A 25,487-nucleotide genomic window follows, 5' to 3' on the forward strand; every position below is an offset into this window, starting at 1 on the left:
CCTGTCATGAACAAGATCGACATACTGCCAGCGGGGACGCTCAAGGAAGGCAAGGAACGCTACAAGTCAGGGGTCATCCCCTACAAGAAGATGGGTTACTGGGAGCCGGACTACAGGCCCAAGGAGACCGATCTGATCGCCATGTTCCGGATCACGCCGCAGCCGGGCGTCGACCACGAGGAGGCGGCGGCGGCCATCGCCGGCGAATCCTCCACCGCGACGTGGACCGTGGTGTGGACCGACCGACTGACGGCTTGCGAGCTCTATCGCGCCAAGGCTTTCAGATCCGAGCCGGTGCCGAACACCGGTCCCGGAACCAAAACCGAACAACAGTACTTCGCCTACATCGCCTACGACCTCGACCTGTTCGAGCCGGGCTCGATCGCCAATCTGACCGCATCGATCATCGGCAATGTGTTCGGCTTCAAGGCAGTCAAGGCGCTGCGGCTGGAAGACATGCGTATCCCGGTGGCGTACCTCAAAACCTTCCAGGGGCCGGCGACCGGTATCGTGGTGGAGCGTGAGCGGCTCGACAAGTTCGGCCGGCCGCTGCTCGGCGCGACGACGAAGCCGAAGCTCGGCCTGTCGGGACGCAATTACGGGCGCGTCGTTTACGAAGCGCTGAAGGGCGGCCTCGACTTCGTCAAGGACGACGAGAACATTAACTCGCAGCCCTTCATGCACTGGCGCGACCGCTTCCTCTACTGCATGGAGGCCGTGAACAAGGCGTCGGCCGCCACCGGCGAGGTCAAAGGCCATTATCTCAACGTCACCGCCGGCACGATGGAGGAGATGTACGAGCGCGCCGAATTCGCCAAGCAGCTTGGTTCCTGCATCGTCATGATCGACCTCGTCATCGGCTACACGGCGATCCAGTCGATGGCCAAGTGGGCACGCCGCAACGACATGATCCTGCACCTGCACCGTGCCGGCAACTCGACCTATTCGCGCCAAAAGAACCACGGCATGAATTTCCGCGTCATCTGCAAATGGATGCGCATGGCCGGCGTCGATCACATCCATGCCGGCACGGTGGTCGGCAAGCTGGAAGGCGACCCGCTCATGATCAAGGGATTTTATGACACGCTGCGCGAGGAGCGCACGCCGCAGAACCTCGAAACCGGGCTGTTCTTCGATCAGGAATGGGCCTCGCTCAACAAGGTGATGCCCGTCGCCTCGGGCGGCATCCATGCCGGCCAGATGCACCAGTTGATCCACTATCTCGGCGAGGACGTCATCCTGCAGTTCGGCGGCGGCACGATCGGCCATCCGGACGGCATCCAGGCTGGCGCGACAGCCAATCGCGTCGCCTTGGAAGCGATGATCCTGGCCCGCAACGAGGGGCGCGATTATTTGCGCGAAGGGACCAAGATCCTCGAACAGGCGGCCAGATGGTGCACGCCGCTGAAGGCTGCCCTGGAGACCTGGAAGGACGTCACCTTCAACTACGAATCGACCGACACGGCCGACTTCGTGCCAACCGCAACGCCCAGCTTCTAGACGAAAGGAACCGTCGTCATGATGACCAATCCGGGAAACAAGGTCACGCAGGGACAGTTCTCGTTCCTGCCCGACCTGACCGATGAGCAGATTTCGGCGCAGATCAAATACGCGCTAAAGAACCATTGGGCGGTCAGCGTCGAGTACACGGACGATCCGCATCCGCGAAATACCTATTGGGAAATGTACGGCAACCCGATGTTCGACTTGAAAGATCCGGCGGGCATACTGCTCGAGGTCAACGCTTGCCGGAAAGCCTGTCCGAACATGTATGTGCGGGTAACCGCCTTCGATTCGACCAAGGGCTGGGAAGCGCCGCGCATGTCGTTCATTGTCAACCGGCCGCCCAGCGAACCCGGGTTCCGGCTGCTGCGCCAGGAGCGCGACGGCCGCAGCCAGGGTTATTCGATCGTGCCTTATGCGACCGACAGGCCCGAGGGCGAGCGGAGCTAGCTGAACCATGCTGAACGCGATGACCAAGGACGCTGCCGCACAGGACGCGACGGTTGATCTGCAGGCCGAGTTCGAGGCGTCCAACATCGACGAGGTCATGGACAAGCTCGACCGTGAGCTCGTTGGCCTGAAGCCGGTCAAGACTCGCATCCGCGAGATCGCCGCTCTCCTCCTGGTCGACCGGCTTCGCCGCAAGTTCGGGCTGACTTCGGGCGCCCCGACGCTGCACATGAACTTTACGGGAAATCCCGGCACCGGAAAGACCACCGTGGCGCTGAGGATGGCCGAAATCCTGCATCGTCTGGGCTATGTCCGCGAAGGCCACATGGTCGCCGTGACGCGCGACGATCTCGTCGGCCAGTATGTGGGCCACACCGCGCCCAAGACCCGCGAGGTGATCAAGCGTGCCATGGGCGGCGTGCTTTTCATCGACGAGGCCTACTATCTCTACAAGCCCGAGAACGAACGCGACTACGGCCAGGAATCCATCGAAATCCTGCTGCAGTGCATGGAGAACAACCGTGACGATCTGGTTGTGATCCTTGCCGGCTACAAGAACAAGATGGACCGCTTCTTCGACAGCAATCCCGGCATGCGTTCGCGCATCGCCCATCACCTCGATTTCCCCGACTATGGCGTCAGCGAACTGAAATCGATCGCCGAGATTATGCTCGCGGAGCAGAATTATCGCCTCAGCGAGGCGGCGTCCCGTGCGCTCGAAGAGTATCTTCCGATCCGCATGAGGCTGCCGCATTTCTCCAACGCGCGTTCGGTCCGCAATGGGCTCGACCGGGCACGGCTGCGGCAGGCCAACCGGCTTTTCGCATCGCGCAGCCGGGTGTTGACCAAAGCCGATCTTGTCACCATCGAGGAATCCGACATTCGCGGCAGCCGCGTGTTCACGGAAGGGAAACTCGAAGGCGAACCGGAGACGAAGATGCGCTGACGGGATGGAGCCGGCTGGCGCAGCGACCAACACCCGCAGACAGAATTGGAGACGACGACCATGGTCACCAGGACAATCATCGCACCCTCCGTGCTTTCCGCGGATTTCTCGCGGCTCGGCGACGAGGTCGAAGCTGTCGTGCGAGCGGGTGCCGACTGGATCCATCTCGACGTGATGGACGGCCATTTCGTGCCCAACATCACCTTCGGTCCGCCGGTGATCAAGGCGATCCGCGACCGAACGGACAAAATTTTCGACTGCCATCTGATGATCGCGCCGGCCGACCCCTATCTGGCCGCCTTCGCCGACGCGGGCTGCGACATCATCACGGTGCATGCAGAGGCCGGGCCGCATCTCGATCGTTCCCTGCAGGCGATCAAAAATCTCGGCAAGAAGGCCGGCGTATCGCTGAATCCTTCGACGCCGGAGAGCGTCATCGAGTATGTGCTCGACAGGCTTGACCTGGTGCTGCTGATGACGGTCAATCCAGGCTTTGGCGGCCAGGCCTTCATTTCCGCGGTCATCGAGAAGATCAGGCGAATCAAGGCACTGGTTGGCCACCGCCCGATTGACATCGAAATCGATGGCGGCGTCACGGCCGAAACCGCCCCGCTGGTCGCCGCGGCCGGGGCCAATGTGCTGGTCGCCGGGTCGGCCGTGTTCAAGGGGGGCACCGAGGCGGCTTATCGCGCCAACATTGGAGCCATCCGACAGACGGCCGACGGTGCGATCCGGAAAGCCGCGTAAACAATTCCATCGGAGGCAAGCATGGCGGCCGTTCCCCCTGTCTGCGATTTCGGCTGGCGCGCCATCGATGCCGTTTTGCCTGGCGTCGACGGCAGGTCGCATTCGATCTTCAGCCAGGCCGGCCCGAACGGCCTGGTCGTGGCCTTCATCTGCAATCACTGCCCTTATGTGAAGGCGGTGATTTCACGTATCGTGCGCGATGCCAACGATCTCAAGGCCGAAGGTATCGGCTTTGTCGCGATCAACTCAAACGATGCCGACACCTACCCGGAGGATTCCTTCGACCAAATGAAGCTCTTCGCCACGACGAACGGCTTCAGCTTCCCTTACCTACACGACCACCGCCAAACTGTGGCGCGCGATTACGCAGCCGTGTGCACTCCCGATTTCTTCGGGTTCAACAGCGAGTTGGGACTGCAATATCGCGGTCGGCTGGACGCCTCGCGACGAGAAGCCGGAGCGCCCGGGCTGAGACGCGACCTGTTCGAGGCGATGAAGCAGGTTGCCCGAACCGGCGACGGGCCGCTGGACCAGATCGCCTCGATCGGCTGCTCGATCAAGTGGAAGGATGCCGCATGAACGTCGGCGCAGGTAGGCCGCTTCGATCGCCGAAGGCGATCCTGTTCGATCTCGACGGCACGCTGGTCGACTCGGCACCGGACATAGCGGCCGCCGTCAACGAACTGCTGGCCAGTCGCGGTCTGCCGCCGCTGCGCCTGGATCAGGTCACGGCCATGATCGGCGGCGGCGTCAGGAAATTGATCGAGCGAGCCTCGCGGCGTCGGGAGCGCCACTGCTCGGCAACGCTCTCGATGAGGCCAACCGCGTCATGGCGCCTATCTACCGCCGGCATCTGACCGGCCTGACAAGGCTGATGCCTGGAGTCAGGGAGGCTCTCACCCACTTTCATTTGGGCGGAGTAAGCATGGGGGTTGCAACCAACAAACCGCAGTTGGCGACCCGCGAAATCCTGCTTCATTTCGGATTGACGGAATATTTCGGCGCAATCGTTGGCGGAGACGCGGTGACATACCTGAAACCGGCGCCCGACGCCCTGCTGCTGGCGTTGGCACAGCTTGGGGTCGACGCCGGCGACGCGCTGCTGGTCGGAGACAGTGGCGCCGACCTGGGCGCCGCACGCGCGGCCGGCATGGCCGTCATTCTGTTGCGCGGCGGCTATAGCCAAATTCCCGTCGAAGAGCTCGGCGCCGATCTTGTTTGCGACAGCCTTTTCGATCTGCCTTCGGCCATGCAGAGGCTGCAAGCCGATGCGTGATCAAGGCGTCCGCCGGCCGTACGCAAATTCGAACGGCCGGCTGCGCTCTATTTCGAGAATTGCTTCAGATAGGCAATGACATTGGCGATGTCTTCGTCCTGCTTGAGGCCGACAAACGCCATCTTCGTTCCTTTGACCATGGCCTTGGGATCGTGAAGATAGGTCTTCAGCGAGGGCTCATCCCATTTGACGCCGGATTTGCCAGCCGCGACCATCGCCTGAGAATAGCTGAACCCCGGGTGTGTCCCAGCCGTTCGGCCTATGACGCCGTTCAACGACGGGCCGACCTTGTTCTTGTCCTGGTCGGCGGCATGGCAGACCTTGCATTTGGCGAAGACCTTCTCACCAGCCGCCGCATCCTGGGCCTGGGATTGGCTCGCGATGAAGGGCACAACGGACATGACTGCGAAAAATGCGATTGCGCGCATGGTATTTCCTCATTGATCGTCTGGGTGCCCTGGACGATTTGCGCATGCCGATCCTTTGATCCGTCTGCATGCGCCTTACGCGGTGGAGTGGAATATCCGCTTCTCCCGTGGAGCCGCGCCGCGTGGCTCAGAAGCTAATTGGCATGTTGTGAAAGTCAATCGTACAAAGGTTTAGAGGCCTGGGTGCTCAAGAGACCTGTCCATTCGTCTTTGTTGACGGCTATCCGGCGAGCGCGTAGCTTGACCTCATTCCGGTTTCTCCATTGGCACCTCGGGAAATCCGGCAAGCGGTGATTTTGTCCTCGCTCCTGGTTGGGCTGGGCTCGCCGATATGGGCGTTTGGGAACGCGCAAGAGGTGCTGAATGGACATGGTCGATCTCATATTGACGGTTTGCCTCAGCGCCAATCCGAGCAATTGCCGAGACGAACATCTCTATTTCGAGAGCCGCGGCACTCTGTTCCAATGCATGATCCTTGCCCCCAGCGAAATCGCGAAATGGTCTCAAGAACACCCGAACCTCAAGGTCATGCGCTGGAAATGCGCATTTCCGAGCAAGGAACGAGCCATCTGATTTGGCTGCGCGGAACCCTGGGGAGGAGGTGTCATGATGGTTTCACGGCGCATGACGCTGCGTCTAGCGGTTCTCGGGACAGCCGCTGTTCTTGCTACCAGGCCGGTCGTTGCGGCAGCCAGGATTCGCCTCGGTGTGCTGAAGTTTGGAACCGTGAGTTGGGAACTCGATACGCTAAGGCGGCACAAATTCGATGCCGCCAACGGGATCGATCTGGAGATCATCGACTTCGCCGGCGAGGATGCAACCAACGTCGCGATGCTGGCTGGCGCGATCGACATGATCGTCTCCGACTGGCTATGGGTCTCGCGCCAGCGCTCCGAAGGCGGTGACGTCACATTGACCCCCTATTCGACCGCCGTGGGGGCGATCATGGTGAAGGAGGACTCGCCGATCCGGACGATCGCCGATCTCAAGGACAAGAAAATCGGCGTCGCCGGCGGCCCGCTCGACAAGAGTTGGCTGCTTATCCAAGCGCTGACCAGACGCGATCTCGACGTCGACCTGTCGGCAACCAGCGACATCGTCTTTGGCGCGCCGCCGCTGATTTCGGAAAAGGCAATACAGGGCGAACTCGATGCGGTGCTGAATTTCTGGCATTTTTGCGCCCGTCTCGAGGCCAATGGCTTCCGTCGACTGATCGGCGTGAACGACGCGGCAAAGTCGCTCGGGGCTCTGGGACCCGTTTCGGCCCTCGGTTACGTCTTCCATGACCAATGGGCAAACGAGAACCCGGATGCAGTCAGGGGTTTCGTGAGGGCGTCCGCGCAAGCCAAGGACTTGCTGGCCAGATCCGATGACGAATGGCTGCGCCTGGCGCCGATCATTCGCGCTGAAGGCAAGGAACTGGAAAAACTGCGCGATCGCTACCGCCAGGGCATTCCCAGACGGTCGGTCGCCGAGGAAGCGGCCGACGCCGGCAGGCTATACCATGTGCTGGCGGCGGTCGGCGGCGCGAAGCTTGTCGGCAGCGCGCCGGAAATGGCGCCCGGCACGTTCTGGCAGGATCCCCGGAAATGACCGCATTGGGAACCGACGGCACGCGTGATGCCCCGCCGAGCATATCCGGCCGACGCAGTCTGGCGACGGCACTCGTGCCCGCGCTGACCGTAGCGATCTCCCTGCTCGGGCTTTGCCTGCTGTGGAACCTTGCGGCAAGCGTCTGGCCAAGCCGTGCCTTTCCAGGACCTGGGCAGGTCTGGCAGGTGCTTCTCAGGGAGGCTGCGAGCGGCGACCTCTTTTACCATCTCGGCGTGACTCTCGGCCGGGTCGCCGCGGCATATATCGTCGCCATGATCATCGGATCCGTCATCGGCGTTTTGCTCGGCAGCCATCGTCGCGTCGACCGTTTTTTCAACCCGTGGGTGATCCTGTTCCTCAACATCCCGGCGCTGGTGGTCATCGTCCTCGGCTACATCTGGTTCGGCCTCAACGAGGCGGCGGCGATCGGCGCGGTGGCGGTGAACAAGATCCCGAATGTCGTGGTGACGATGCGCGAAGGCGCCAGGGCGCTTGATCCAAGTTACGCCGAAATGGCCACCGTCTATCGCTTCGGCCGCCTTGAACGCATCCGCCATATCCTGCTGCCGCAATTGCAGCCCTATCTTGCCGCCGCATCGCGATCCGGCATTGCCCTCATCTGGAAGATCGTCCTGGTCGTCGAACTGCTCGGCCGCTCGAACGGTGTCGGCTTCCAGATCCATCTCTATTTCCAGCTCTTCGATGTCGCCGCCATCCTTGCCTACACGCTGGCTTTCGTGGCGGTGATGCTTGTCATTGAACTTCTCCTGGTGCAGCCCGTTGAACGACATGCAACCCGTTGGCGCCGTCGTCCCGCTTAAGGTCGACATCGCCGAAAAGACCTTCAGGTCCACGCGAGGCGTCTCGATCACGGCGCTTCAGGACCTTTCCTTCGAGGTCCGGCAAGGCGAATTCGCCTGCTTGCTGGGACCGTCGGGCTGCGGCAAAACCACGACGCTGCGTATCCTGCTTGGCTTGGACAAAGACTTTTCCGGCTCCTTTCAGTTGCCGCAAGGAGGTTCGAACCGCATCGCTGCCGTATTCCAGGAACCGACCCTGCTGCCGTGGCGAACGGTGGAACAGAATGTCAGGCTGGCGTTGCCGAAAAGCTTGAGAGCGAAAAATCTGGACGGGCTGTTCGACACGCTCGGCCTCGCCGGCATGCGCTCGCTCTATCCTGCCGAACTGTCGCTCGGCCTTGCGCGCAGGGCAGCACTTGCCAGGGCTTTCGCCACCGAGCCGGCGGTGCTTTTCCTGGACGAACCTTTTGTCTCGCTCGACGAACAGACCGCCGAGCGGCTTCGGCATCTGCTTTTGACCGTGTGGTCGGCACGGCCAACGACCGCCTTGATGGTGACGCACAATCTACGCGAGGCACTGATGCTGTCGGACCGCATCATCGTGCTCGCGCCACGGCCAACCCATGTGCTCGGCGTGTTCGACGTACGGTTGCCACGGCAACATCGCAATTCGCAGGTGATGAGCGACCTCCTGCGGTCGTTCCATCATAGATTTCCGGACGTCACCTGATCGCCTGCTGGCGAAATGCATATCGGAGGCCTTCATGTCGGTTGATCGGCTAAGACGCAGGCTTGTGAGTGGCTTCACCTGCACCGCTGCCAGCGCCGCCTTGCTGCCATGCTGCCTCGGACGAGCCGTTCTGGCCGCAGGCGGCAGCTTGCGGTTCTCGACCACGCAAATCGCCGACGGCGTCTTCGCCTTCCAGGGCGCGGATGAATTGATGACCGCCGCCAACAACGGTGCGATCTGCAATCTGGGCGCCGTCATCGGCACCGATGCGGTTGCCGTCATCGACAGCGGTGGCAGCCTGATCGAGGCGCAGGCCTTTCTCGCCGCGATCGGAAAGCTGACAGCAAAGCCGGTTCGCTTCCTGGTCAACACCCACATGCATCCCGACCACATCTTCGGCAATGCGGCATTCCGGAAGATCGGCGCGACCATCGTCGGTCACCGCAATCTGCCGCGTGCTCTCGAGGCGCGTGGAGCGTTCTATCTCCACAACTATCGCGAACAGCTTGGCGGGGCGTTGATGGAGGGGATCGAGATCGTGCCGCCGACCATGCTGGTCGACGATCGCCTGCAACTCGACCTCGGCGGGCGCATGATCGAACTGCGGGCATGGAAGGCGGCGCACACCGACAACGACCTGACCGTATTCGATACCGCGACCAGAACGCTCTTTGCCGGCGATCTCGTGTTCATGGGCTCCTTGCCGACGCTCGACGGATCACTGCTTGGATGGCTCCGCCAGATGGATGCGCTCACCGCGATCGACGCCACGCGCGTCGTTCCAGGTCATGGTCCTGTAACGGCCGACTGGCCACAGGCGCTGGCGGGGGAGCGACGCTATTTCGAGATTCTGGCGCGCGATATCCGAAAGGCGATCGCCGACGGAACGCCGCTGCGCGAAGCAGTCAAAACCGCTGGCGAAACCGAACGGGATAATTGGCACCTGTTCGACGACTACAACCAGCGCAACGCAACGGCCGCATTTGCCGAACTCGAGTGGGAATAGACGATGCCGACATGCGTCCAGCAGCTGTAAGGCACGGCGATTTGCCAAGGCGTCGCCAAAGGCTTATCCTCAACGCCAGCCTGGGCACCACCTCTCTGCATTGGTGGAGGCATCGAAATGCAAAATCACCCTTACTCGAGCCGGCAGCTCGCTTTGCCGCTCGCATCCGTTTTTGTCGCGATCATCTTGGCCATCGGCACGCTGCTCGGTTCCTCCGGAACCGCCAGCGCACAGCAAACAACCGCGTCCTCGGACACGATCTGGCATGACTTGAAGGGCGACGTGTTCGGCGATCGGGCAATTCTGGTCGATACCGGCGTCGTCAGGATCGAAGCGCCGAAGCGGGCGCAGGATGCCGCCATCGTGCCCGTCGACATCTATCTCGATCCAGCCAAGGCGCCGGACGGCATCAAATCCGTTACCCTGATCATCGATGCCAACCCTGCACCGGTGGCGGCAACGTTCCAGCTCGGCAAGGATGCCGGCGTGACGCATCTTTCGACGCGCGTGCGCGTCAACGACTATTCCTATCTGCGTGCCATCGCTGAGACGCAGAGCGGCCAGCTCCATATGATGCAGACCTTCGTTAAGGCATCAGGCGGATGCTCCGCCCCTGCGGTCAAGAACCAGGACGAGGCCAACGCGACGATGGGTCAGATGAAGCTGCGCCAGTTCCCGCCCAAAGAGACGATGACCAAGACTGAGGAACTGCAGTTGATGATCCGGCACCCTAACAATTCGGGCCTGCAGCGCGATCCGCTGACCCAGTATTTCATACCGGCGCATTTTGTTCAGAAACTGTCGATCTCGCAAGCCGGCCGGCCGATCCTCTCCATGGAAGGTGGAATATCGATTTCGGAAGACCCCAATTTCCGGTTCGATTTCACCGTGCATGGCAACGGCGAAATCCAGGTGGAAGCGACCGACACGGATGGCAAAACATTCCGCAATCAGTGGCCCCTGGAGACAGCAGGTCTCTAAAGTATCCCTCTTGCGCCGTAATGCCGGGTGCTTGCCAGCTCGATCCCCGAAGTGAAGCTCATTTCGGGAGGATCATGTCCAGGCAAAGGATGGAACTCTATCCGGCTTGCGGAGGGAGCAGGCTCTAAAAGCAGCGCACGTCGGCTTCCGACTGCGCGCGCTTCAATTCGGTACGGGCGGCCTTCGCCGGTGCGCTTTCGCGAAACAGCCCAGCGTTTTCGCCTGTGGTCAAAGACATACTCTTGAAAGTCTCGGCCCTCTCATAGTGGTCGTACGGAAGGATCGAGGCGATGACGTCGATCGAGCAGGAACAGCTTTCCAGCGCCTTACGTGTCTGGCCGTTCGTCTGCATGCAGCCGAGCACGTAATCGGCAATCGTTGCTGTCGGGTAATCTCCCGCGGCGCCCGCCGGGTTTGCGAAGGCCAGCGGCGCGGCCAGGAGCAGCGGCAAGGTCGAAAATCCAACATATCTGATCATGGGAAAACCTCCGGTTAGCCTGGGCGCGATGTGCCAAGTCGGGATCACCGTGGCAGTTGGCAACGAGCCGCAGAGTCAGTCAAGCGCCCATGGCTTCCGTATACGACCAAAGGAGGAATGCGGTACTCATCGACCGTGGTTCCGCATGGCGGCCTGACGGCCCGCTCCACACCCCAACTCCAACGATCATCTCATGCTTGGCCCACTATCGATTCCCCATGCAGCACGTAGATGGCCAGGTCGGGACCTCGAAGTGAATACCGCTAAATAAAATCCTTGCTTAGGTGAAATGTAAAACTTAAAGAATAATCAAGTTTTAAGCGACCAACCGTTATTTAGATAGTAGAAATACTTTATCTAACAAATACTATCCTAGTTATTTCCTTATATTGCACCGCATCATTTACGATATTGCGGTGCAAAAAGACACTCAGGCTTTTTTGCTTGCCTAGCGTTTTGCGATGACATAGCCTCACCCTGTTTCCGGCTTCAAGGGCGTCACCGTCATTAGGGAGCGGCGACAGTCTTTCGTAGGCCAAGGTGAGGTGGGCAGTAACGGTGCCCTCTGCACATCTGGCTTAGGTCGTGACACGCTGCCGGAAATATTTCCCCCCCGTGAATCGCTTGGGCAAGCCCTTGTGGGCTCAGCAAATGATTCATCACTATGAACCTCGGGAGGAATTCGGATGCGTGTACTTACGAAAGCTACCTATATTCTAACCACTGCGGCGTTTCTGTCGCTCGGCGCGGCCTATACGGCGTCGGCTAACGAGGACCTTGCAAAGCTGGCTTCGGATTCGAAGAACTGGGCAATGCAGACGGGTGACTACGCCAACACCCGCTATTCCAAACTCAACCAGATTACTGCGGACAATGTGAAGAACCTGCAGGTCAAGTGGACCTTTTCCACCGGCGTGCTGCGAGGTCACGAGGGTGGACCGCTTATCATCGGCGATGTGATGTATGTCCACACGCCTTTCCCGAACAATGTCTTTGCGCTCGACCTCAAGAATGACGGGAAGATCCTCTGGAAATACGAACCCAAGCAGGATCCCAACGTCATTCCGATCATGTGTTGCGATACGGTCAATCGCGGTGTTGCCTATGGTGACGGCAAGATCATTCTCAATCAGGCCGACACCACGGTCGTCGCCCTCGATGCGAAGACCGGCAAGGTCGTCTGGTCGGTCAAGAACGGTGACCAGACCGATGGCGGCAAAGGCGAATCCGGTACGGCTGCCCCCGTCGTCGTCAAGGACAAGGTGCTCATCGGCGTCTCCGGCGCCGAATTCGGCGTTCGCGGCTGGCTGGCCGCCTACAATCTGAAAGATGGCAAACTCGCCTGGAAAGCCTATTCGGAAGGTCCGGACGCAGACACCCTGATCGATCCCGAAAAGACCACGCATCTCGGCAAGCCGGTGGGCAAGGACTCCGGCACGAACACTTGGGAAGGCGAGCAGTGGAAGACAGGCGGCGGCACGACATGGGGATGGTATTCCTATGATCCCAAGCTGAACCTGGTCTACTATGGCACCGGCAATCCCTCGACGTGGAACCCCGTACAACGCCCCGGCGACAATCGCTGGTCGATGACGATCATGGCCCGCGATGCGGACACCGGTGTTGCCAAATGGCTCTACCAGATGACCCCGCATGACGAATGGGACTATGACGGCGTCAATGAGATGATCCTCGTCGACGGCATGGAGGTCAACGGCGCCAAGCACGATGTGCTGGTGCATTTCGACCGCAACGGCTTTGCCTACACCATGGATCGCGCCAGCGGCGACCTTCTCGTCGCCAAAAAATACGATCCGTCGGTGAACTGGGCGACGGAAGTCAACATGGACCCAAAGAGCGATCAGTATGGCCGCCCGCAGGTCGTGGCGAAATATTCGACCCAGCAAAACGGCGAAGACACCAACTCGACCGGCATCTGCCCGGCCGCGCTTGGAACCAAAGACCAGCAGCCGGCCGCCTACTCGCCGAAGACCGGGCTGTTCTATGTCCCGACCAACCATGTCTGCATGGACTATGAGCCTTACAAGGTAAGCTACACCGCCGGTCAGCCCTATGTTGGCGCCACCGTGTCGATGTACCCGGCCCCTGGCGGCGACGGCAGCATGGGCAACTTCATTGCCTGGGATGCAGCCAAGGGTGAGATCGTCTGGTCGAAGCCCGAGATGTTCTCGGTGTGGTCTGGCGCGTTGGCCACGGATGGCGACGTCGTCTTCTACGGTACACTCGAAGGCTATATCAAGGCGGTCGATAAGGACGGCAAGGAACTCTACAAGTTCAAGACCCCGTCCGGCATCATCGGCAACATCACGACCTACGAGCAGGGCGGCAAGCAGTACATCGCCGTTCTGTCGGGTGTTGGCGGCTGGGCAGGTATTGGCCTGGCAGGCGGCCTGCTTTCGCCTGATAACGCCGCTGCCTGGCATGGCGCCGTCGATCAGGGCCGTGCCCAAGGCGATGAGGCCGCCGTCGTTGGCACCGCTGGTCTTGGTGCCGTCGGTGGCTACGCGGCACTTGCCGACTACACGACGCTGGGCGGTCAGCTCACCGTCTTCGGTCTCCCGGATTGATGCGCTGGGAACCTTGAGAACGCCTCAGGTCTTGTGAGACCAAAGGCTTGAAGAACGAGAGCCCGGATCATCCGGAAGCCATGGCCGGGCTCTCGATTCGGTTACGCACCCAAAACACCGATCAATGCCGGTCGCGCCAGCAAAACCGTGTCCATTGGCAAATGAAGGAAGTTTGAATGTCCGTTCGCATTGTAATTTCGGCTTTGGTCCTGGCTCTGCTGCCTCTGGCAAGCTCAGGCGTCGCCCAGGCCGACGACAGCATGGAAAAAGCCAAGGCGGTGAAGGAAGAAGGCGGCAAGTATTTGGATGCGGATGGAAATCCGACCTACAAGATCGAAAACGGAACCGTCGATTGGTACACGTTCAGCGGCTACCGCCGGTATCACTCCGATTGCCATGTCTGCCACGGACAGGATGCAACAGGTTCGAGCTATGCGCCGGCTTTGGTCAACAGCCTGAAAAACATGGATTACGGCACGTTCCTCTCGATCGTCGCCGAGGGCCGCAAGAATGTCGGCGGCGGCAAGGAAAACGTCATGCCTGCCTTTGGCGACAACAAGAATGTCTATTGCTACATGGACGACCTCTACATCTACCTGCGCGCGCGCGCAGATGGCGCGGCGCCCCGCGGACGGCCGCCCAAGCACGAAGACAAGGCCCAGGCGGCGAAGGATGCCGAAGCATCCTGCATGGGTGGATGACATGATTGGCCGCGATGCATTGAAGCTGCGCGTCGTTCTGCCGATCCTCGGCACGCTCGCCTTGCTGCCGTCAAACGCGCATGCGCAAAGCGCCGGCCTTGGTGCGGCGGGAGAACTGGTCGACCCCGACATCTTGCGCGTCTGCGCCGATCCCTCGAATATGCCCTTCACCGACAAGAGCGGCGAAGGATTCGAAAACAAGCTGGCAGAGCTGGTTGCCGCGAAAACCGGGCGCAAGTCCGTCTCCTACACCTGGTTTCCCACGATCACCGGCTTCGTGCGCAATACGTTGGGGGCCAACCGATGCGACATCATCATGGGCTATGCCCAGGGCGATGAGCTGGTGCAGAACACCAACGCCTACTATCGCTCCGCCTATGTGCTTGTGCATCCGAAAAGCCACGATATGGAAGGCGTGGAAACGATCGAGGATCCCAGACTCAAGGGCAAGACAATCGGCGTCGTTGAAAGCACGCCGCCAACCGCCAACATGGCCGCCAACAAGCTCCTGCGGACCGCCAAGATCTATCCGCTTGCGGTGGATACGCGCGTCACCCCATCCATGGGGGAGGTCATGATCAAGGACATGCTGGCACACAAGATCGATGCGGCGGTGCTGTGGGGACCGATGGCAGGTTACTATGCCAAGGAACTCGGAGCTGATGTGACGATCGTTCCACTGGTGAAGGAAAAAACCGGCTCGCGCATGTCTTACCGCATTACCATGGGCGTACGTCCGTCCGACCAGGAATGGAAGCGGACGCTCAACCGGGTGATCAGGGAAAACCAGGCGGAGATCACCAGGATCCTGCTGAGCTATAACGTGCCGCTGATCGACGAACACGACAACCTGATTACCCAATGAATGGAAGGGAGACTATTTTCTTGCTGGTCGCCGCGAGCCTTCTGGGTCTGACCGAGCCGACATGGGCTGGCGATGTCGCCGAACCCAGCGGTTTCCGGATGGACGACTATCGGGCGCCGGTGCCGCGGACGCTGCAAGGCGCGAGGGTGGTGACGACGGTGGAAGCGGAAGCGCTGTGGCGGGCGAAAAAGGCGATCTTCTTCGACGTGATGCCGGACACGCCCAAACCGACCAATTTGCCGGCAGGAACCATATGGAGGGACAAGGTCAGAAAGGACATCCCAGGCAGCATATGGCTGGCCAATGTGGGATACGGCGCTATTTCGCAGGAGACCGCCAGCTATTTTCGCCAAGGCCTCGAGGCCAAGGCCGGGACGGACAAGTCGCGCGCGATTCTGTTCTACTGCATGACGAATTGCTGGATGTCGTGGAATGCGGCGAAACGGGCCGTCGAGTGGGGCTACAGTTCGGTAATCTGGTATCCGCTCGGCGCTGATGGGTGGGAAGATGCAAACCTTCCACTGGAGGAGAAGAAACCCTACACAACGAACAATTGAAGTAAGGACTGCAATTATTCTCGATAGTTTGTTTTCAACTTTTCAAAGCCTATTGTTTCATTTGTCCATTTTGAGACTTGATGGACGAGCCATTGCGTCGGTGCCCTGCAATGGTTGGCTAACGACAGAATCGGTCCCTTCGGGCTGGTATAAGAGGAGAAATGTCATGAAGAAGAACTGGAAAAAACCGACCATGTGTCAGGTTGCCGCTGGCTTCGAAATTTCACGGTATCTGCCTGCTGAAATTACTCCCAAGAAGTAGGCCGCAGAGGTGCGCGTCCCTGGCGACAGGGGCGCGCATCCCCTCGCCCCATGGGATTTTCGTGAAAGATTTTGACGCACGCAAAGCGCGCGAAGCGTTTTTTGTGACTGCAAATTGCCTGCAGGTCAGAGAAGCCGGCGCGCGGGCATTTTCATGCATTTGAGGATCATCGGATCGGCGGCGGGCGGCGGCTTTCCGCAATGGAACTGCAACTACCGTCTGAGTCGTGCGGCTCGCACCGGCATGGCCGGCGTGCATTCGCGAACCCAGTCAAGTGTCGCCGCCTCGGCGGACGGGTTCGGCTGGGTTCTTTTCAATGCCTCGCCCGACATTCGCCAGCAAATCGCTGCAACACGTGAACTGCAGCCTGCGGGCGATGCGCCGCTGCGCTCGACGCCTATTCGCGCGGTGGTGCTGACCAATGCCGATGTCGATCATATCGCTGGACTGCTCAGCCTGCGCGAGCGGCAGCCTTTCGCCATCTATGCAACGGCGCAGGTTCTGGCGACGCTGGAGGCGAATTCGATTTTCAACGTTCTCGATCCAGCGCTTGTGCCGCGGCGCATCCTGCCGCCGGCGAAAGAATTCGCCATTTGCGACGCAGAAGGCCGCGAGACCGGCGTAATGATCGAGCCCTTTCCAGTGCCCGGGAAGATAGCACTCTATCTGGAGGATAGAGACCATCCGGATGCCAATTTCAGCTCCGACGCAGGTGATACGATCGGAGTCCGAATCGCCGGCATCGGCAGCCGCGGCTCCGTCTTCTATATCCCAGGCTGCGCGCGCATCGATGCGGCCTTGCGCGCGCGTCTCGCCGATGCCGCCTGTCTCCTGTTCGACGGCACGGTCTATACCGACGACGAGATGATCGTCGCCGGCGTCGGTCAGAAAACCGGCGCGCGGATGGGGCATCTGGCGATCTCGGGAGAATTGGGTTCGATCGCAGGCTTGGCCGATGTGAGGGTCGGCCGTCGCGTCTTCGTCCACATCAACAACACCAATCCCATCCTTGACGAGAATTCCGCCGAGCACGCGGCGGTCAAGTCGGCCGGCTGGGAAATCGCAAGCGACGGTATGGAGATGGAATTTTGAGCGACTTCCGCGATGCAGCCAAGGGCGGACTCTCCACGAGCGCTCTCGAAGCCGTGTTGAGGCAGGTTGGCGCCGAGCGCTATCACAATCGCCATCCCTTTCACCACAGGATGACCAGCGGCGCATTGTCGAAGGCCGAGATAAAGGCCTGGGCGCTGAACCGCTATTGCTATCAGGCGGTCATCCCGCGCAAGGATGCCATGATACTCGTGCATGCCGAGGATCCAGCGTTTCGCGCCGCGTGGCGCAAGCGGATCGAGGATCATGACGGCGAGGACGGCTGGAGCGGCGGCATCGCGCGCTGGCTGCATCTGGCAACTTCGCTCGGCCTGGACGCCGAGGCCGTGAAGAGCGAAAGGCTGGCACTGCCGGCGACGCGCTTCGCGGTGGGCGCTTACCTTTCCTTTTGCACAAACCGGACGTTGTTCGAGGCGGTCGCGTCCTCGCTGACCGAGATGTTCTCGCCAATCATCATCGGCGAGCGGGTGCCGGCAATGCTGGCCAAATACGACTACATCACCGAGGACACGCTGGCCTATTTCAGGCAACGGCCTGAACAGGCCTCGCGTGACGCCGACTTCGCCCTCGCCTACGTGCTCAGCCATGCCGATACGGCGGAGCGCCAGCAGCAGGCAATCGATGCACTGGTGTTCAAATGCGATATACTCTGGGCCATGCTTGACGCGCTTCAACACGCCTATGGCGAGCAGGGAAACATACCGCCCGGCGCCTTCCAGCCCGAGGCAGCCCAATGATGGCGCTGCGCGAAAGAGCCGTGGTGTCGTTGCGATCGGTACCTTCGCTGCCGAAACACGTGCGCATACAATACGATTCCGTGCGGCAGGCATTCGCCGTGCTTTCACCGGAAAAGATATTCTGGCCGAACGATGTCAGTCTCGACATATTGCGCCGCTGCGATGGACGGTCCACGGTCGGCGATATCATTGCCGGCCTTGCCGCGGATTATGAGGCCGAACAGGAGGCCGTGGCGACCGACGTCATCGCCTTCCTGCAGGAATGGTCGGACAAGCTGCTGGTGAGGCTATGAGCACGCCCCTCCTCCCTCCAATCGGCATGCTGGCGGAACTGACGCATCGCTGCCCGCTGCAATGCCCTTATTGCTCCAATCCGCTGGAACTGCTGAAGGCCAATCGCGAACTCGACACTGAGACCTGGCTCGCCCTGTTCTCGGAGGCCGCCGATCTGGGAGTGCTCCAGGTGCATCTGTCCGGTGGCGAGCCGACACTGCGCCGCGACCTCGAGCAATTGATCGCCGGGCTTGCGGGGCGCGGCGTCTACACCAATCTGATTACCGCGGGCGTTGGCATCGTCGAGGGCCGTATCGAGGCATTTGCCGAAGCCGGCCTCGACCATCTGCAACTGAGCTTTCAGGGCGCGCGTCCGGCGACCACCGATCGCATCGGCAACCACAAGGGCGCTCACGAAAAGAAGCTGGAAACGGCACGCCGCGCACGCGCTGCCGGTCTGCCTCTTACCATCAACGCACCGATCCATCGCCATAACATCGAGGAAGTGCCGGAATTCATCGATCTCGCCCTTTCGCTGGGCGCGGAGAGGCTCGAGATCGCCAATGTGCAGTATGCCGGCTGGGCGTTGACCAATCGCGACCAACTGATGCCCGAGCGGGAAGCGGTCGACAGGCAGGCGGAGATGGTCGCGGAGGCACAGGAGCGGTTGGCCGGCATCATCAACATCGATTTTGTGACGCCGGACTATTTCGCGATCTATCCCAAGCCGTGCATGGGCGGCTGGGCGCGGGACGCCTTCATGGTGACGCCTGACGGCACCGTACTGCCCTGCCATGCCGCACAGACGATCCCGTCGCTCAGCTTCGAGCGTTTCGAACCACGCAGGCTGTCCTCGATCTGGGCCGATTCACCGGGGTTCAATGCCTTTCGCGGCACGGACTGGATGAAGGAACCCTGTCGCGGCTGTGAGCGGCGCGAGATCGACTGGGGCGGCTGCCGCTGCCAGGCGATGGCGATCGCCGGCGATGCCGCTGCAACGGACCCGGCTTGCGCGAAATCGCCGGTCCATGCTCGCATGGCAATGCTGATCGACGAAGCCAAGCGCACTGCCACAGCTCCTTCGAGAGAACCCTTCGTCTACCGGCGGATCGGCGCCGTGACCGAATCCGCCTAAGTCGGCAAGAAAGCGCGTCTCACCCCCTCCGGAAAACGCGAAGCGTCTGCTCGTCAAACAATGGCTCGTCCTGGCCGATGCGCACAAACAGAAGCCTGTGCCCCTCACCCGCCGGCACCTCGAAATACTGGATGCCGTCAGGCATTTCGCCCCAGACGCCGCAGGGCGGCTCCGGAATCTGGTTGGGATCGGCAAGTGCTTTCAGCTCTTTCGCATAGGCGGCGTCAGGGCTGAATGTGTAGCGTTTGACGCCGGCAGGCTCCGTGCCCTGCGTGTAAGGTGTCAGCACACAGCGGGCGCTGGCCGCCTTGTCGGTCTTTTCCAGGAACAGGCGACGCAAAGCAGCCTCGGCGGTTTCACCTGATATGATGTCGAACAGTTCGACGAGAGGATCGGCCGCGCCGCCATCACTGTATTTGACGGCGAGTGCATTGCCGGCGAATTCGAAATGGATCCGGCGGAAGCCGAAGTCGCAGCGCTGCGTCCAGGCGGTCAGCCCGATATTTTTGTCAGACAACCTTTCCCAGACGCATTTGTCGATCGGCGGGCGCGACGGCGCCGGTTCGTCTGCCATCGCGGACATTGTCGCGGATGCAAGCAGGGCGCAGGCCCAGATGATCGATCTCATGGCGCTATTCATCGCTGCATCCTGTTTAGGTAAAGGCATCCATGAGGAGCCGTCTGGATTGGCATTGGGGAAGTCGGCTGGCACGCTCAAACCAGCCCGAGCAGAAAGGCCACGCCACCGAGAAAGCCTGCCGAGCAGATCCATAGCAGCCAAAGCCCCCGGACCCGGCATTCGAGCACCGCCGAGCCGGGGTTGGCGGGGTCATAGTGCACGTCGACCTTGCTGCCTTCGACATACTGCCGTGCCTGGCCGCCGACGAGGCCCGGCAGCGAGGCGGTCACGGTGGCGCCGAAGGTCACACGATCGGCGCTGTAGCGCTGGCCGGCGACGCCATAGGAGTAGACGATTCGGGATTTGAAGACGGTGCGCCAGCGGCCATAGCCTGAATGGTTTCGGAGCGCCTGCAGACCTGAAGTGTCGATGCAGCCAACCACGATCGGCCATTTTGCCGCCTGCTCGGCCAACGCTTTCTGGGCGAAACCCATGCTCAGGATGAACAAGCCCATAAAAAGCAGCAACGCCGCGGCACCGAGATTCTGCGGCTTGGGCAAATGCGGCCCGATCGCCTCCAGAACACCGCCGACGGAAAACACCAGCACAACCGCGCCGATCGCCAATCCCGCCGAGAGTTGGACCATGAACTTGAAGGCGCCGTCCGGCAGGGTGCGCTCGATCACCGCTTTGCTCGGATCGGCCGGATTGTAGAAGACAGTCACGTTCGCGCCGCGGGGAAACTGGGCAAGGGTCTCCGTGACTTCGAAATTCCCCAGATTTTCCTTCACGCTGTAGCGCGAGCTTTGAAATTTCTTGCCGCCGATCTTGTATTCGAAAGTGATCGCCGGAAAATTGCGCATTTCGGTGGTGTCAGTGCTGTCCGAACCAACGCCCGAGTTTCTGACCTCACGTGCCTCGACGCGCGAGGAAATGATCTTTCCCGGCGTCGGCAGCCAGCGGCTGAGTGCCTTCACCTCTCGCCATTTCATGAAGGTGATGAACGACAGCGCGCCCGCGACCACGCAGGCAAAGCCGACAAGCATGATCTTGAGTTCCAACTCGTCTCCCCCCAGGAGTGCAGGAACCTGCACATAGACAGCATGGCGGCGGCAATGTCTTGCTTATTCGCGAAATCTGAAAAAGGCTGAGCAGCGCAACAGCGACAGCGTGCGGCGGGTCATGCAGGCTTGACGGCCAGGAACGTGTTCCATTCTTCGCTATCGCGGCCGACGTTGAAATCGTCCCTGATGAGGACGAGCCCGGCGCCTTCGAGACGGGCCGCGAAGTCGTCCCTGCGCCAGTAGACCATGTGATATTTGTCTGATGTCTCGCCGTCGCCATTGCGCATCGAGACGAGGAAGGCGCCGCCCGGGCGCAGCGACCCGGCTATCTTAGCAAGCACCTGGTCGGTCTCGTCGCGAGGCACATGGATGAGGACGCATAGGGCCAGGACCGCGTCGTAGGGGCCGCCAAGATCATCGGTGATGAGATCGAGCAACTCGCCATGCTTGCCACGCGCGGCCTGCAGTTCCAGAAACCGCTTGGTCGCGTCGGTGCGCCGGACTTTGACACCCAAAGTCTCCAGAAAATCCGCGTCGTATCCGGCTCCGGACCCGACTTCCAGAATCCGGCCGCCTGTACCGGCGATTGCCACCAGGCGCTTGAGCGATGCCTGCTCCCTCTCGTTGGGAACATGGCGCACGATGGCATCATATTGTTCCGCATAATCCTCGTAAGCGCTGATCGTTTGACGGCTCTGTGCCAGAGCCTCCGATGACACACCCATCTTTTCCTCCCATGCGTCCATGTCGGTCAAAGAGCCGGACACTTTCCTCAGCCAATGCTGCCGGCGGAAGCGTGTCCATCGAGCAGTCCGATATCGCGCTTGCCCAGACGGCGGGCATCAGGCAGAGCGGAGCGCGCCGGGACTGACGACTGTCTCAGTTGGCGTCGGCTACAGTCTGCCGGCCGCCGGCCCAGGCGCGCCATTGCCGTTCGTCGCCATGGAAGACATTGAGGTCTATGCGGCCGGTGACGCCGTGCGACAGGCCGGAGCCGGAATACTGCCAGAACAGCCATTTGCGGCCGGGATAGACTTTTGACGGATGCTGGGCCACGGCACGCAGCCAGAACGGATAGTCGAGGAATTCGCCCCTGAGATTGTCGCGGTAGAAATCGGGCGCGGTGTAGATGATGGGACGTTGGCCGTAATGCCGCTCCAGCTTGTCCATGAACACCTGCATCTTTTCCAGCACCTTTTCGCGCGACGGCCGCCGCTTGCAGCTGGACTCGCCATTCCACTCGACGTCGATCACCGGCGGCAGTGCGCCTTCGACCCTGGGCACGTTGCGGATGAACCAGTCCGCCTGCTCGCCGGCCGTGCGGCACCAGTAGAAGAAATGGTAGGCGCCGCGCTTCAAGCCGGCGGCGTCGGCGCTGCGCCAGTTTTTCATGAACATCGGATCGAGGTGGTCGCCACCGTCGGTTGCCTTGATGTAGGCGAAGTTGGCGCCCTGGGCGCGCAATTTGTCCCAGTTGACGTTGCCTTGCCAACGCGAGACGTCGACGCCGTGCACTGCAAGGCGGCGAGGCGAACCCTTGCCGAAATTGATCGGCTTGGCGTCGCGAAATCCGTAACGGGTGAGCGGCCCGGCCAGCATGGCCGGTGCCGCCCGGGTCAACAGCTTGGGCGGCGACACCAAGGCTGCCGGCTCGACCGGCAGCCCGCCGACATCAGGCACTTGGGGATCAGGCACGTCGGGTGCGGCAAACACCCCTGTCTCTTCCTCCTCCGCCAAACCGAACGGGCGCGTTTTTTCCCCCGGACCGTTGTCAGACATGGGAGCCAATCCGGCCCTTGCCGCTCTGTTGCCCCTTGCCGCCGGAGCAGCGGCGATCGGTGCCGGCGGCCGGATCACGGAACTGGTGGTCTCGTTGGACGGTTTCTGCAAATCCAGCGCGTCGACGCCGGCCGTCGACGAGCAGCCGGCAAGGCATAGCGATGCGATCAAAAAACTGACGACGCCCGGAATCCGCATCTGGACCTGTACTCAAAACACAACAGACCGAGGGCAAAACGACAGCCGACGGACAAACCAGATCAGTTATGAATGAGAAATTACCAATAAAGTTTGAATCAAGTTTTTTTCGCCCATACCGCGTGCGGGCAAGCGCGATGGAAACCGGCTAGGATTTTTTGAAAACGCCGATCATCGGCCCGAGATTCCAATAGTCGTCTTTGCGGCCGATGGCAGGCGCAAACAAGCTTGATATCGTGCCGTCGAGGAACAGCGCGTTGTCGCAGCCGAGCGCATCGCGGAACAGACGGGCGAAGGCATGGAAGGTCACCGAGCCATTCGAAATCGCAAAGACCGCGACGCCGTCCTTTCGCACCCCGACACCGTCGCGGGTTTTCCGTGAAGTGCCGTCAGCCTGGAATTTTGGATGCAGCTTGCCGTCGATCACCAGCATCGGCCCCGATTGCGTCGCATAGTCGACTGTCGGGCGCCTTTTCACGAAATCCCTGGTGGCACGGACCGCGGCCTTGCCGTTGCGCATGTAGAAAATGCCGTTCGGCTGCAGGGAAAAATTGCCGCTTCCCGATCCCGTTTTCACCGAGGCCATCTCCTGGCCACGCTCGACATAGAGGCCGACCGGCGCGAGGTTCGGGTGATACATACCGGCATTGATGCCGAACAGCATGGTGCGCCCTGCCGCCTGTTGCGTGGCATGCAGATTGTGCAGCGACTGAAACGGCTTGCCCGCCGCATCCTTCCAGAACAGCTCGAGCTGATATCGTTTTGGATCGACCTCGCAAACGAGATAGCTGGTCGCCTCGAAGGTGAAGTCCCGGCATGGCGGCAGTGAAGCGGTCCACTGGCCAAATCCCATGCCAAATGCCGCCACCGACGGCAGTGCGCCCTTGGCCAATGCCAGCAGCAACGGCAATGATTGCAGGAGGGTCAGGAAATCCATGCGCTTACCGGAATCGAAGTTCGAGGTCCGGTACGGATATAACCTGTTTCAAGCGAGACTGTGAAAGGCTCTGGACTTAGGCAAGCCATCCCATGGCGACGCTCAACAACAAGACGATGCCGAGCAGGCCGCGATAGATGACGAACGGCCAGGCCGAGAAACGCTCCAGCACGTGCATCAGCCCCCATATGGCGAAGAAGGCGGAGATCGACGCAACGACCAGCCCGACAGCAAGCACCGACCAGCCATGGGCGTCGAGATGGACCTTGTGCAGTTCCCAGAGTTCCTTGAGGCCGGCGAGCGCGATGGCAGGCAGCCCGAGCAGGAATGAGAAGCGCGCCGCCTCGACCCGCTTGAAGCCGAGCCCCAATGCCGCCGTCAGGGTCGAGCCCGAGCGCGACACGCCGGGAACAAGCGCGCCGATCTGGGCAACACCGACGAGCAGCGCATCGGTCAGCGACGCACCGCCCATGCTGCGCCGGTGACGGGCAAAGATCTCGGCCAGCGCCAGCAGGATCGCCATTGCGATGCAGGCCCAGCCGATCACCGTCAGGCTGCGTAGCGGCGAATTGCAGGCGTTGAGCACGCCAGCCAGCGCCACGCCGGCGATGACGATCGGGATCGTCGCCAGCACGATCCAGAGCGCCAGCTTGAAATGCCGGTCGGCGAAATCGCGTCGCGCCAGAGCGTTGAAAGAACCAAACAGGATATTCCTGACATCACTCCAGAAATAGCTGACCACCGCGGCAAGGGCCGCGAGTTGCATGGCGGCGGAGAAGGCGGAGCCAGGATCCTGCCAGCCGAGCACGGCCGGCACGATGCGCATATGGGCGGTCGAGGAAATCGGCAACAGTTCGGTGATGCCTTGCACCACGCCGAGGAACGCCACCTTGGCGAACCCCAGGCCGACGAAGCCCGTATCCAGGCCTTGTGTGCAGATATCGGCCAAAATCGAATTCCGTGCATGAGAGATCGGAGTTGCCTGGACCGACCATCGGTCAATCCCGGGCAAGCCTTATCGTCATGGGCCGGATAATCAATTTACGGATTTGTAAGCTGGCGTGCCGAAGTGCAAGCCGTTCGAAACCGGCCCACCTTGGAGCCGGCTTGAGATACACAGCGAAAATCGCAAAGCGACTACGGGCAGAGCCAGAGTTTCTGGCATGTCCTGGCGATCACATGCGCCGGCGGCACTTCGGGCTCATCGGTCGAAGGCCGGCGAGCCCGTTCGAGCAGCATGCGCACCTGTTCGGGGCGCACACGATCGCGCTCCATCACAAGCAGGACCATCGGATCGCTCAAAAGCTCGTCCAGGGTGCTGATGCTGTCGTTCATCCGTCGTCTCCTCGAATGCCGTACCCGCGACCCTTAAATAGGACGACAAAGATGGCTCGCCAATGACGCTTTGCCGGCTATCTCGTGTCGATTTGGATTAAATTTTGGCCATGCTTGCGCTCTCCCCTGGCCCTTGGCGCTGCGCGTCGATCCATTTCCTTCCACAACAAGGGGAGAAGGGAAAAATTAGCCTGGCGGAGGGGCGCCTTCGTATTTCGGCAGGCTGTCATCGAGCACCATCCGGGGCTGCCTCGAGCCCGTGAAAATATGCATTCGCGGCTTGAAAACCGTGGGATCGTCGAGCCATGCGAGTGGGGGTGAAGCGATGACGCCGAAAGCCGTCATCGCTGCCCCGGAAAGCCGGCTGCCCGCTAACAGCCGGCGGCTTT

Annotated in this window: 31 protein-coding genes; 22 read left to right on the forward strand and 9 right to left on the reverse strand. The window is 60.9% G+C overall.

The annotated features are described in order from the left end of the window. The first annotated feature begins 6 nt into the window (after window positions 1-6). From EOB80_RS10125 to EOB80_RS35845, 7 genes are read left to right on the forward strand one after another with little or no spacing between them, the layout of a single operon-like run. Window positions 7-1,500, forward strand: a complete 1,494-nt coding sequence (locus EOB80_RS10125) for a ribulose-bisphosphate carboxylase large subunit (protein WP_013532056.1) — start codon at window positions 7-9, stop codon at window positions 1,498-1,500. An 18-nt stretch (window positions 1,501-1,518) separates the two neighbouring features. Beyond that, window positions 1,519-1,953, forward strand: a complete 435-nt coding sequence (locus tag EOB80_RS10130; RefSeq protein WP_013532057.1) for a ribulose bisphosphate carboxylase small subunit — start codon at window positions 1,519-1,521, stop codon at window positions 1,951-1,953. Window positions 1,954-1,960: 7 nt separating this feature from the next. Next, on the forward strand, window positions 1,961-2,899 hold the full coding sequence (cbbX, locus tag EOB80_RS10135; RefSeq protein ID WP_127327537.1) for a CbbX protein: 939 nt from the start codon (window positions 1,961-1,963) through the stop codon (window positions 2,897-2,899). A gap of 60 nt (window positions 2,900-2,959) precedes the next feature. After that, window positions 2,960-3,646, forward strand: coding sequence for a ribulose-phosphate 3-epimerase (gene rpe / locus EOB80_RS10140; RefSeq protein WP_127319322.1), 687 nt, complete (start codon window positions 2,960-2,962; stop codon window positions 3,644-3,646). A gap of 21 nt (window positions 3,647-3,667) precedes the next feature. Further along, the gene (locus EOB80_RS10145) at window positions 3,668-4,225 is read left to right on the forward strand and encodes a thioredoxin family protein (RefSeq protein ID WP_127327538.1); all 558 of its coding nucleotides are present in this window, start codon (window positions 3,668-3,670) and stop codon (window positions 4,223-4,225) included. After that, on the forward strand, window positions 4,222-4,503 hold the full coding sequence (locus tag EOB80_RS35840) for an HAD hydrolase-like protein (RefSeq protein ID WP_281057982.1): 282 nt from the start codon (window positions 4,222-4,224) through the stop codon (window positions 4,501-4,503). The genes EOB80_RS10145 and EOB80_RS35840 overlap by 4 nt, the downstream gene beginning before the upstream one ends. After that, window positions 4,476-4,922, forward strand: a complete 447-nt coding sequence (locus EOB80_RS35845; protein ID WP_348629508.1) for an HAD-IA family hydrolase — start codon at window positions 4,476-4,478, stop codon at window positions 4,920-4,922. The genes EOB80_RS35840 and EOB80_RS35845 overlap by 28 nt, the downstream gene beginning before the upstream one ends. A 47-nt stretch (window positions 4,923-4,969) precedes the next feature. Here the strand turns inward: EOB80_RS35845 and EOB80_RS10155 are convergent, their stop codons facing one another. Then, the gene (locus EOB80_RS10155) at window positions 4,970-5,350 is read right to left on the reverse strand and encodes a cytochrome c family protein (protein ID WP_127327539.1); all 381 of its coding nucleotides are present in this window, start codon (window positions 5,348-5,350) and stop codon (window positions 4,970-4,972) included. Window positions 5,351-5,713: 363 nt separating this feature from the next. Here EOB80_RS10155 and EOB80_RS10160 point away from each other — a divergent pair, with 363 nt between their 5' ends. From EOB80_RS10160 to EOB80_RS10185, 6 genes are all read left to right on the forward strand, one after another. After that, window positions 5,714-5,923: a hypothetical protein gene (locus tag EOB80_RS10160; protein ID WP_127269602.1), complete on the forward strand. Its 210-nt coding sequence runs from the start codon at window positions 5,714-5,716 to the stop codon at window positions 5,921-5,923. Between the two features lie 33 nt (window positions 5,924-5,956). Continuing rightward, the gene (locus EOB80_RS10165) at window positions 5,957-6,943 is read left to right on the forward strand and encodes an ABC transporter substrate-binding protein (protein ID WP_127327540.1); all 987 of its coding nucleotides are present in this window, start codon (window positions 5,957-5,959) and stop codon (window positions 6,941-6,943) included. Continuing rightward, on the forward strand, window positions 6,940-7,764 hold the full coding sequence (locus tag EOB80_RS10170; protein WP_127327541.1) for an ABC transporter permease: 825 nt from the start codon (window positions 6,940-6,942) through the stop codon (window positions 7,762-7,764). The genes EOB80_RS10165 and EOB80_RS10170 overlap by 4 nt, the downstream gene beginning before the upstream one ends. Next, the gene (locus tag EOB80_RS10175) at window positions 7,733-8,473 is read left to right on the forward strand and encodes an ATP-binding cassette domain-containing protein (RefSeq protein ID WP_127269606.1); all 741 of its coding nucleotides are present in this window, start codon (window positions 7,733-7,735) and stop codon (window positions 8,471-8,473) included. The genes EOB80_RS10170 and EOB80_RS10175 overlap by 32 nt, the downstream gene beginning before the upstream one ends. 34 nt (window positions 8,474-8,507) lie before the next feature. Further along, window positions 8,508-9,479 carry a quinoprotein relay system zinc metallohydrolase 2 gene (locus tag EOB80_RS10180; protein ID WP_127327542.1) on the forward strand — a complete coding sequence of 324 codons (972 nt, stop codon included), beginning with the start codon at window positions 8,508-8,510 and terminating at the stop codon, window positions 9,477-9,479. 117 nt (window positions 9,480-9,596) lie between these two features. Then, window positions 9,597-10,460 (forward strand): quinoprotein dehydrogenase-associated SoxYZ-like carrier, encoded by an 864-nt coding sequence (locus tag EOB80_RS10185; protein ID WP_127327543.1) that lies wholly within the window; start codon window positions 9,597-9,599, stop codon window positions 10,458-10,460. Window positions 10,461-10,584: 124 nt separating this feature from the next. Here the strand turns inward: EOB80_RS10185 and EOB80_RS10190 are convergent, their stop codons facing one another. Continuing rightward, the gene (locus tag EOB80_RS10190) at window positions 10,585-10,938 is read right to left on the reverse strand and encodes a hypothetical protein (RefSeq protein ID WP_127269861.1); all 354 of its coding nucleotides are present in this window, start codon (window positions 10,936-10,938) and stop codon (window positions 10,585-10,587) included. A gap of 686 nt (window positions 10,939-11,624) precedes the next feature. On the opposite strand from EOB80_RS10190, the gene EOB80_RS10195 reads away from it, so the two are divergent. The 8 genes from EOB80_RS10195 to pqqE all read left to right on the forward strand — a co-directional run bounded on the left by EOB80_RS10195 (window position 11,625) and on the right by pqqE (window position 19,166). After that, window positions 11,625-13,526, forward strand: coding sequence for a methanol/ethanol family PQQ-dependent dehydrogenase (locus EOB80_RS10195; protein ID WP_127267400.1), 1,902 nt, complete (start codon window positions 11,625-11,627; stop codon window positions 13,524-13,526). A 176-nt stretch (window positions 13,527-13,702) separates the two neighbouring features. After that, window positions 13,703-14,227, forward strand: coding sequence for a c-type cytochrome, methanol metabolism-related (locus EOB80_RS10200; RefSeq protein WP_127327544.1), 525 nt, complete (start codon window positions 13,703-13,705; stop codon window positions 14,225-14,227). Beyond that, window positions 14,199-15,092, forward strand: a complete 894-nt coding sequence (locus EOB80_RS10205) for a substrate-binding domain-containing protein (RefSeq protein ID WP_127322056.1) — start codon at window positions 14,199-14,201, stop codon at window positions 15,090-15,092. The genes EOB80_RS10200 and EOB80_RS10205 overlap by 29 nt, the downstream gene beginning before the upstream one ends. After that, window positions 15,089-15,649, forward strand: coding sequence for a PQQ-dependent catabolism-associated CXXCW motif protein (locus EOB80_RS10210; protein ID WP_127267403.1), 561 nt, complete (start codon window positions 15,089-15,091; stop codon window positions 15,647-15,649). Before EOB80_RS10205 ends, EOB80_RS10210 begins: the two co-directional genes overlap by 4 nt. A gap of 415 nt (window positions 15,650-16,064) precedes the next feature. Next, on the forward strand, window positions 16,065-17,003 hold the full coding sequence (gene pqqB, locus EOB80_RS10220) for a pyrroloquinoline quinone biosynthesis protein PqqB (RefSeq protein WP_127327545.1): 939 nt from the start codon (window positions 16,065-16,067) through the stop codon (window positions 17,001-17,003). Then, the gene (gene pqqC / locus EOB80_RS10225) at window positions 17,000-17,758 is read left to right on the forward strand and encodes a pyrroloquinoline-quinone synthase PqqC (RefSeq protein WP_127327546.1); all 759 of its coding nucleotides are present in this window, start codon (window positions 17,000-17,002) and stop codon (window positions 17,756-17,758) included. The genes pqqB and pqqC overlap by 4 nt, the downstream gene beginning before the upstream one ends. After that, on the forward strand, window positions 17,755-18,051 hold the full coding sequence (gene pqqD, locus EOB80_RS10230; protein WP_127327547.1) for a pyrroloquinoline quinone biosynthesis peptide chaperone PqqD: 297 nt from the start codon (window positions 17,755-17,757) through the stop codon (window positions 18,049-18,051). The genes pqqC and pqqD overlap by 4 nt, the downstream gene beginning before the upstream one ends. Then, window positions 18,048-19,166, forward strand: coding sequence for a pyrroloquinoline quinone biosynthesis protein PqqE (pqqE, locus tag EOB80_RS10235; RefSeq protein ID WP_127327548.1), 1,119 nt, complete (start codon window positions 18,048-18,050; stop codon window positions 19,164-19,166). The genes pqqD and pqqE overlap by 4 nt, the downstream gene beginning before the upstream one ends. 19 nt (window positions 19,167-19,185) lie before the next feature. On the opposite strand, the gene EOB80_RS10240 is transcribed toward pqqE, so the two are convergent. From EOB80_RS10240 to EOB80_RS10255, 4 genes are all read right to left on the reverse strand, one after another. After that, window positions 19,186-19,683 carry a hypothetical protein gene (locus EOB80_RS10240; RefSeq protein WP_245466319.1) on the reverse strand — a complete coding sequence of 166 codons (498 nt, stop codon included), beginning with the start codon at window positions 19,681-19,683 and terminating at the stop codon, window positions 19,186-19,188. 197 nt (window positions 19,684-19,880) lie between these two features. Beyond that, complete coding sequence (locus tag EOB80_RS10245; protein ID WP_245466320.1) at window positions 19,881-20,846, reverse strand: DUF3592 domain-containing protein; 966 nt, start codon at window positions 20,844-20,846, stop codon at window positions 19,881-19,883. Window positions 20,847-20,965: 119 nt separating this feature from the next. Then, a complete protein-coding gene (locus EOB80_RS10250) occupies window positions 20,966-21,574 on the reverse strand; it encodes a class I SAM-dependent methyltransferase (RefSeq protein ID WP_127327550.1) in 609 nt (202 codons plus the stop codon). A gap of 154 nt (window positions 21,575-21,728) precedes the next feature. Then, window positions 21,729-22,628 (reverse strand): glycoside hydrolase family 25 protein, encoded by a 900-nt coding sequence (locus tag EOB80_RS10255; RefSeq protein WP_245466321.1) that lies wholly within the window; start codon window positions 22,626-22,628, stop codon window positions 21,729-21,731. Here EOB80_RS10255 and EOB80_RS35195 point away from each other — a divergent pair. Beyond that, window positions 22,627-22,902 (forward strand): hypothetical protein, encoded by a 276-nt coding sequence (locus EOB80_RS35195; protein WP_164773642.1) that lies wholly within the window; start codon window positions 22,627-22,629, stop codon window positions 22,900-22,902. The two genes, EOB80_RS10255 and EOB80_RS35195, sit on opposite strands and share 2 nt — an antisense overlap. A 72-nt stretch (window positions 22,903-22,974) precedes the next feature. Here the strand turns inward: EOB80_RS35195 and EOB80_RS10260 are convergent, their stop codons facing one another. The 3 genes from EOB80_RS10260 to EOB80_RS10270 form a co-directional block, all read right to left on the reverse strand. After that, entirely contained in the window at window positions 22,975-23,763 is a 789-nt protein-coding gene (locus tag EOB80_RS10260) for a phosphodiester glycosidase family protein (RefSeq protein WP_127327552.1), read from the reverse strand. 76 nt (window positions 23,764-23,839) lie between these two features. Continuing rightward, on the reverse strand, window positions 23,840-24,712 hold the full coding sequence (locus tag EOB80_RS10265) for an undecaprenyl-diphosphate phosphatase (RefSeq protein ID WP_127327553.1): 873 nt from the start codon (window positions 24,710-24,712) through the stop codon (window positions 23,840-23,842). Between the two features lie 188 nt (window positions 24,713-24,900). Continuing rightward, window positions 24,901-25,098: a hypothetical protein gene (locus EOB80_RS10270; RefSeq protein ID WP_013532087.1), complete on the reverse strand. Its 198-nt coding sequence runs from the start codon at window positions 25,096-25,098 to the stop codon at window positions 24,901-24,903. Window positions 25,099-25,487 lie beyond the last annotated feature (389 nt).

This window comes from Mesorhizobium sp. M7A.F.Ca.MR.245.00.0.0 (genome assembly GCF_003997415.1).
GTDB lineage: Bacteria > Pseudomonadota > Alphaproteobacteria > Rhizobiales > Rhizobiaceae > Mesorhizobium.

Coding starts and splice junctions, on each gene's coding strand:
- EOB80_RS10200 (WP_127327544.1), top strand. CDS start 13,703: ATGTCCGTTCGCATTGTAATTTCGGCTTTGGTCCTGGCTCTGCTGCCT.
- pqqD (WP_127327547.1), top strand. CDS start 17,755: ATGATGGCGCTGCGCGAAAGAGCCGTGGTGTCGTTGCGATCGGTACCT.
- cbbX (WP_127327537.1), top strand. CDS start 1,961: ATGCTGAACGCGATGACCAAGGACGCTGCCGCACAGGACGCGACGGTT.
- EOB80_RS10190 (WP_127269861.1), bottom strand. CDS start 10,938: ATGATCAGATATGTTGGATTTTCGACCTTGCCGCTGCTCCTGGCCGCG.
- EOB80_RS10205 (WP_127322056.1), top strand. CDS start 14,199: ATGCCGAAGCATCCTGCATGGGTGGATGACATGATTGGCCGCGATGCA.
- EOB80_RS10195 (WP_127267400.1), top strand. CDS start 11,625: ATGCGTGTACTTACGAAAGCTACCTATATTCTAACCACTGCGGCGTTT.
- EOB80_RS10155 (WP_127327539.1), bottom strand. CDS start 5,350: ATGCGCGCAATCGCATTTTTCGCAGTCATGTCCGTTGTGCCCTTCATC.
- rpe (WP_127319322.1), top strand. CDS start 2,960: ATGGTCACCAGGACAATCATCGCACCCTCCGTGCTTTCCGCGGATTTC.
- EOB80_RS10165 (WP_127327540.1), top strand. CDS start 5,957: ATGATGGTTTCACGGCGCATGACGCTGCGTCTAGCGGTTCTCGGGACA.
- EOB80_RS10260 (WP_127327552.1), bottom strand. CDS start 23,763: ATGGATTTCCTGACCCTCCTGCAATCATTGCCGTTGCTGCTGGCATTG.
- pqqE (WP_127327548.1), top strand. CDS start 18,048: ATGAGCACGCCCCTCCTCCCTCCAATCGGCATGCTGGCGGAACTGACG.
- EOB80_RS10125 (WP_013532056.1), top strand. CDS start 7: ATGAACAAGATCGACATACTGCCAGCGGGGACGCTCAAGGAAGGCAAG.
- EOB80_RS35840 (WP_281057982.1), top strand. CDS start 4,222: ATGAACGTCGGCGCAGGTAGGCCGCTTCGATCGCCGAAGGCGATCCTG.
- EOB80_RS10180 (WP_127327542.1), top strand. CDS start 8,508: ATGTCGGTTGATCGGCTAAGACGCAGGCTTGTGAGTGGCTTCACCTGC.
- EOB80_RS10250 (WP_127327550.1), bottom strand. CDS start 21,574: ATGGGTGTGTCATCGGAGGCTCTGGCACAGAGCCGTCAAACGATCAGC.
- EOB80_RS10145 (WP_127327538.1), top strand. CDS start 3,668: ATGGCGGCCGTTCCCCCTGTCTGCGATTTCGGCTGGCGCGCCATCGAT.
- EOB80_RS10130 (WP_013532057.1), top strand. CDS start 1,519: ATGATGACCAATCCGGGAAACAAGGTCACGCAGGGACAGTTCTCGTTC.
- EOB80_RS10170 (WP_127327541.1), top strand. CDS start 6,940: ATGACCGCATTGGGAACCGACGGCACGCGTGATGCCCCGCCGAGCATA.
- EOB80_RS35195 (WP_164773642.1), top strand. CDS start 22,627: ATGGGAGCCAATCCGGCCCTTGCCGCTCTGTTGCCCCTTGCCGCCGGA.
- EOB80_RS10270 (WP_013532087.1), bottom strand. CDS start 25,098: ATGAACGACAGCATCAGCACCCTGGACGAGCTTTTGAGCGATCCGATG.
- EOB80_RS10160 (WP_127269602.1), top strand. CDS start 5,714: ATGGACATGGTCGATCTCATATTGACGGTTTGCCTCAGCGCCAATCCG.
- pqqB (WP_127327545.1), top strand. CDS start 16,065: ATGCATTTGAGGATCATCGGATCGGCGGCGGGCGGCGGCTTTCCGCAA.
- EOB80_RS10255 (WP_245466321.1), bottom strand. CDS start 22,628: ATGTCTGACAACGGTCCGGGGGAAAAAACGCGCCCGTTCGGTTTGGCG.
- EOB80_RS10175 (WP_127269606.1), top strand. CDS start 7,733: ATGCAACCCGTTGGCGCCGTCGTCCCGCTTAAGGTCGACATCGCCGAA.
- EOB80_RS35845 (WP_348629508.1), top strand. CDS start 4,476: ATGGCGCCTATCTACCGCCGGCATCTGACCGGCCTGACAAGGCTGATG.
- EOB80_RS10210 (WP_127267403.1), top strand. CDS start 15,089: ATGAATGGAAGGGAGACTATTTTCTTGCTGGTCGCCGCGAGCCTTCTG.
- EOB80_RS10185 (WP_127327543.1), top strand. CDS start 9,597: ATGCAAAATCACCCTTACTCGAGCCGGCAGCTCGCTTTGCCGCTCGCA.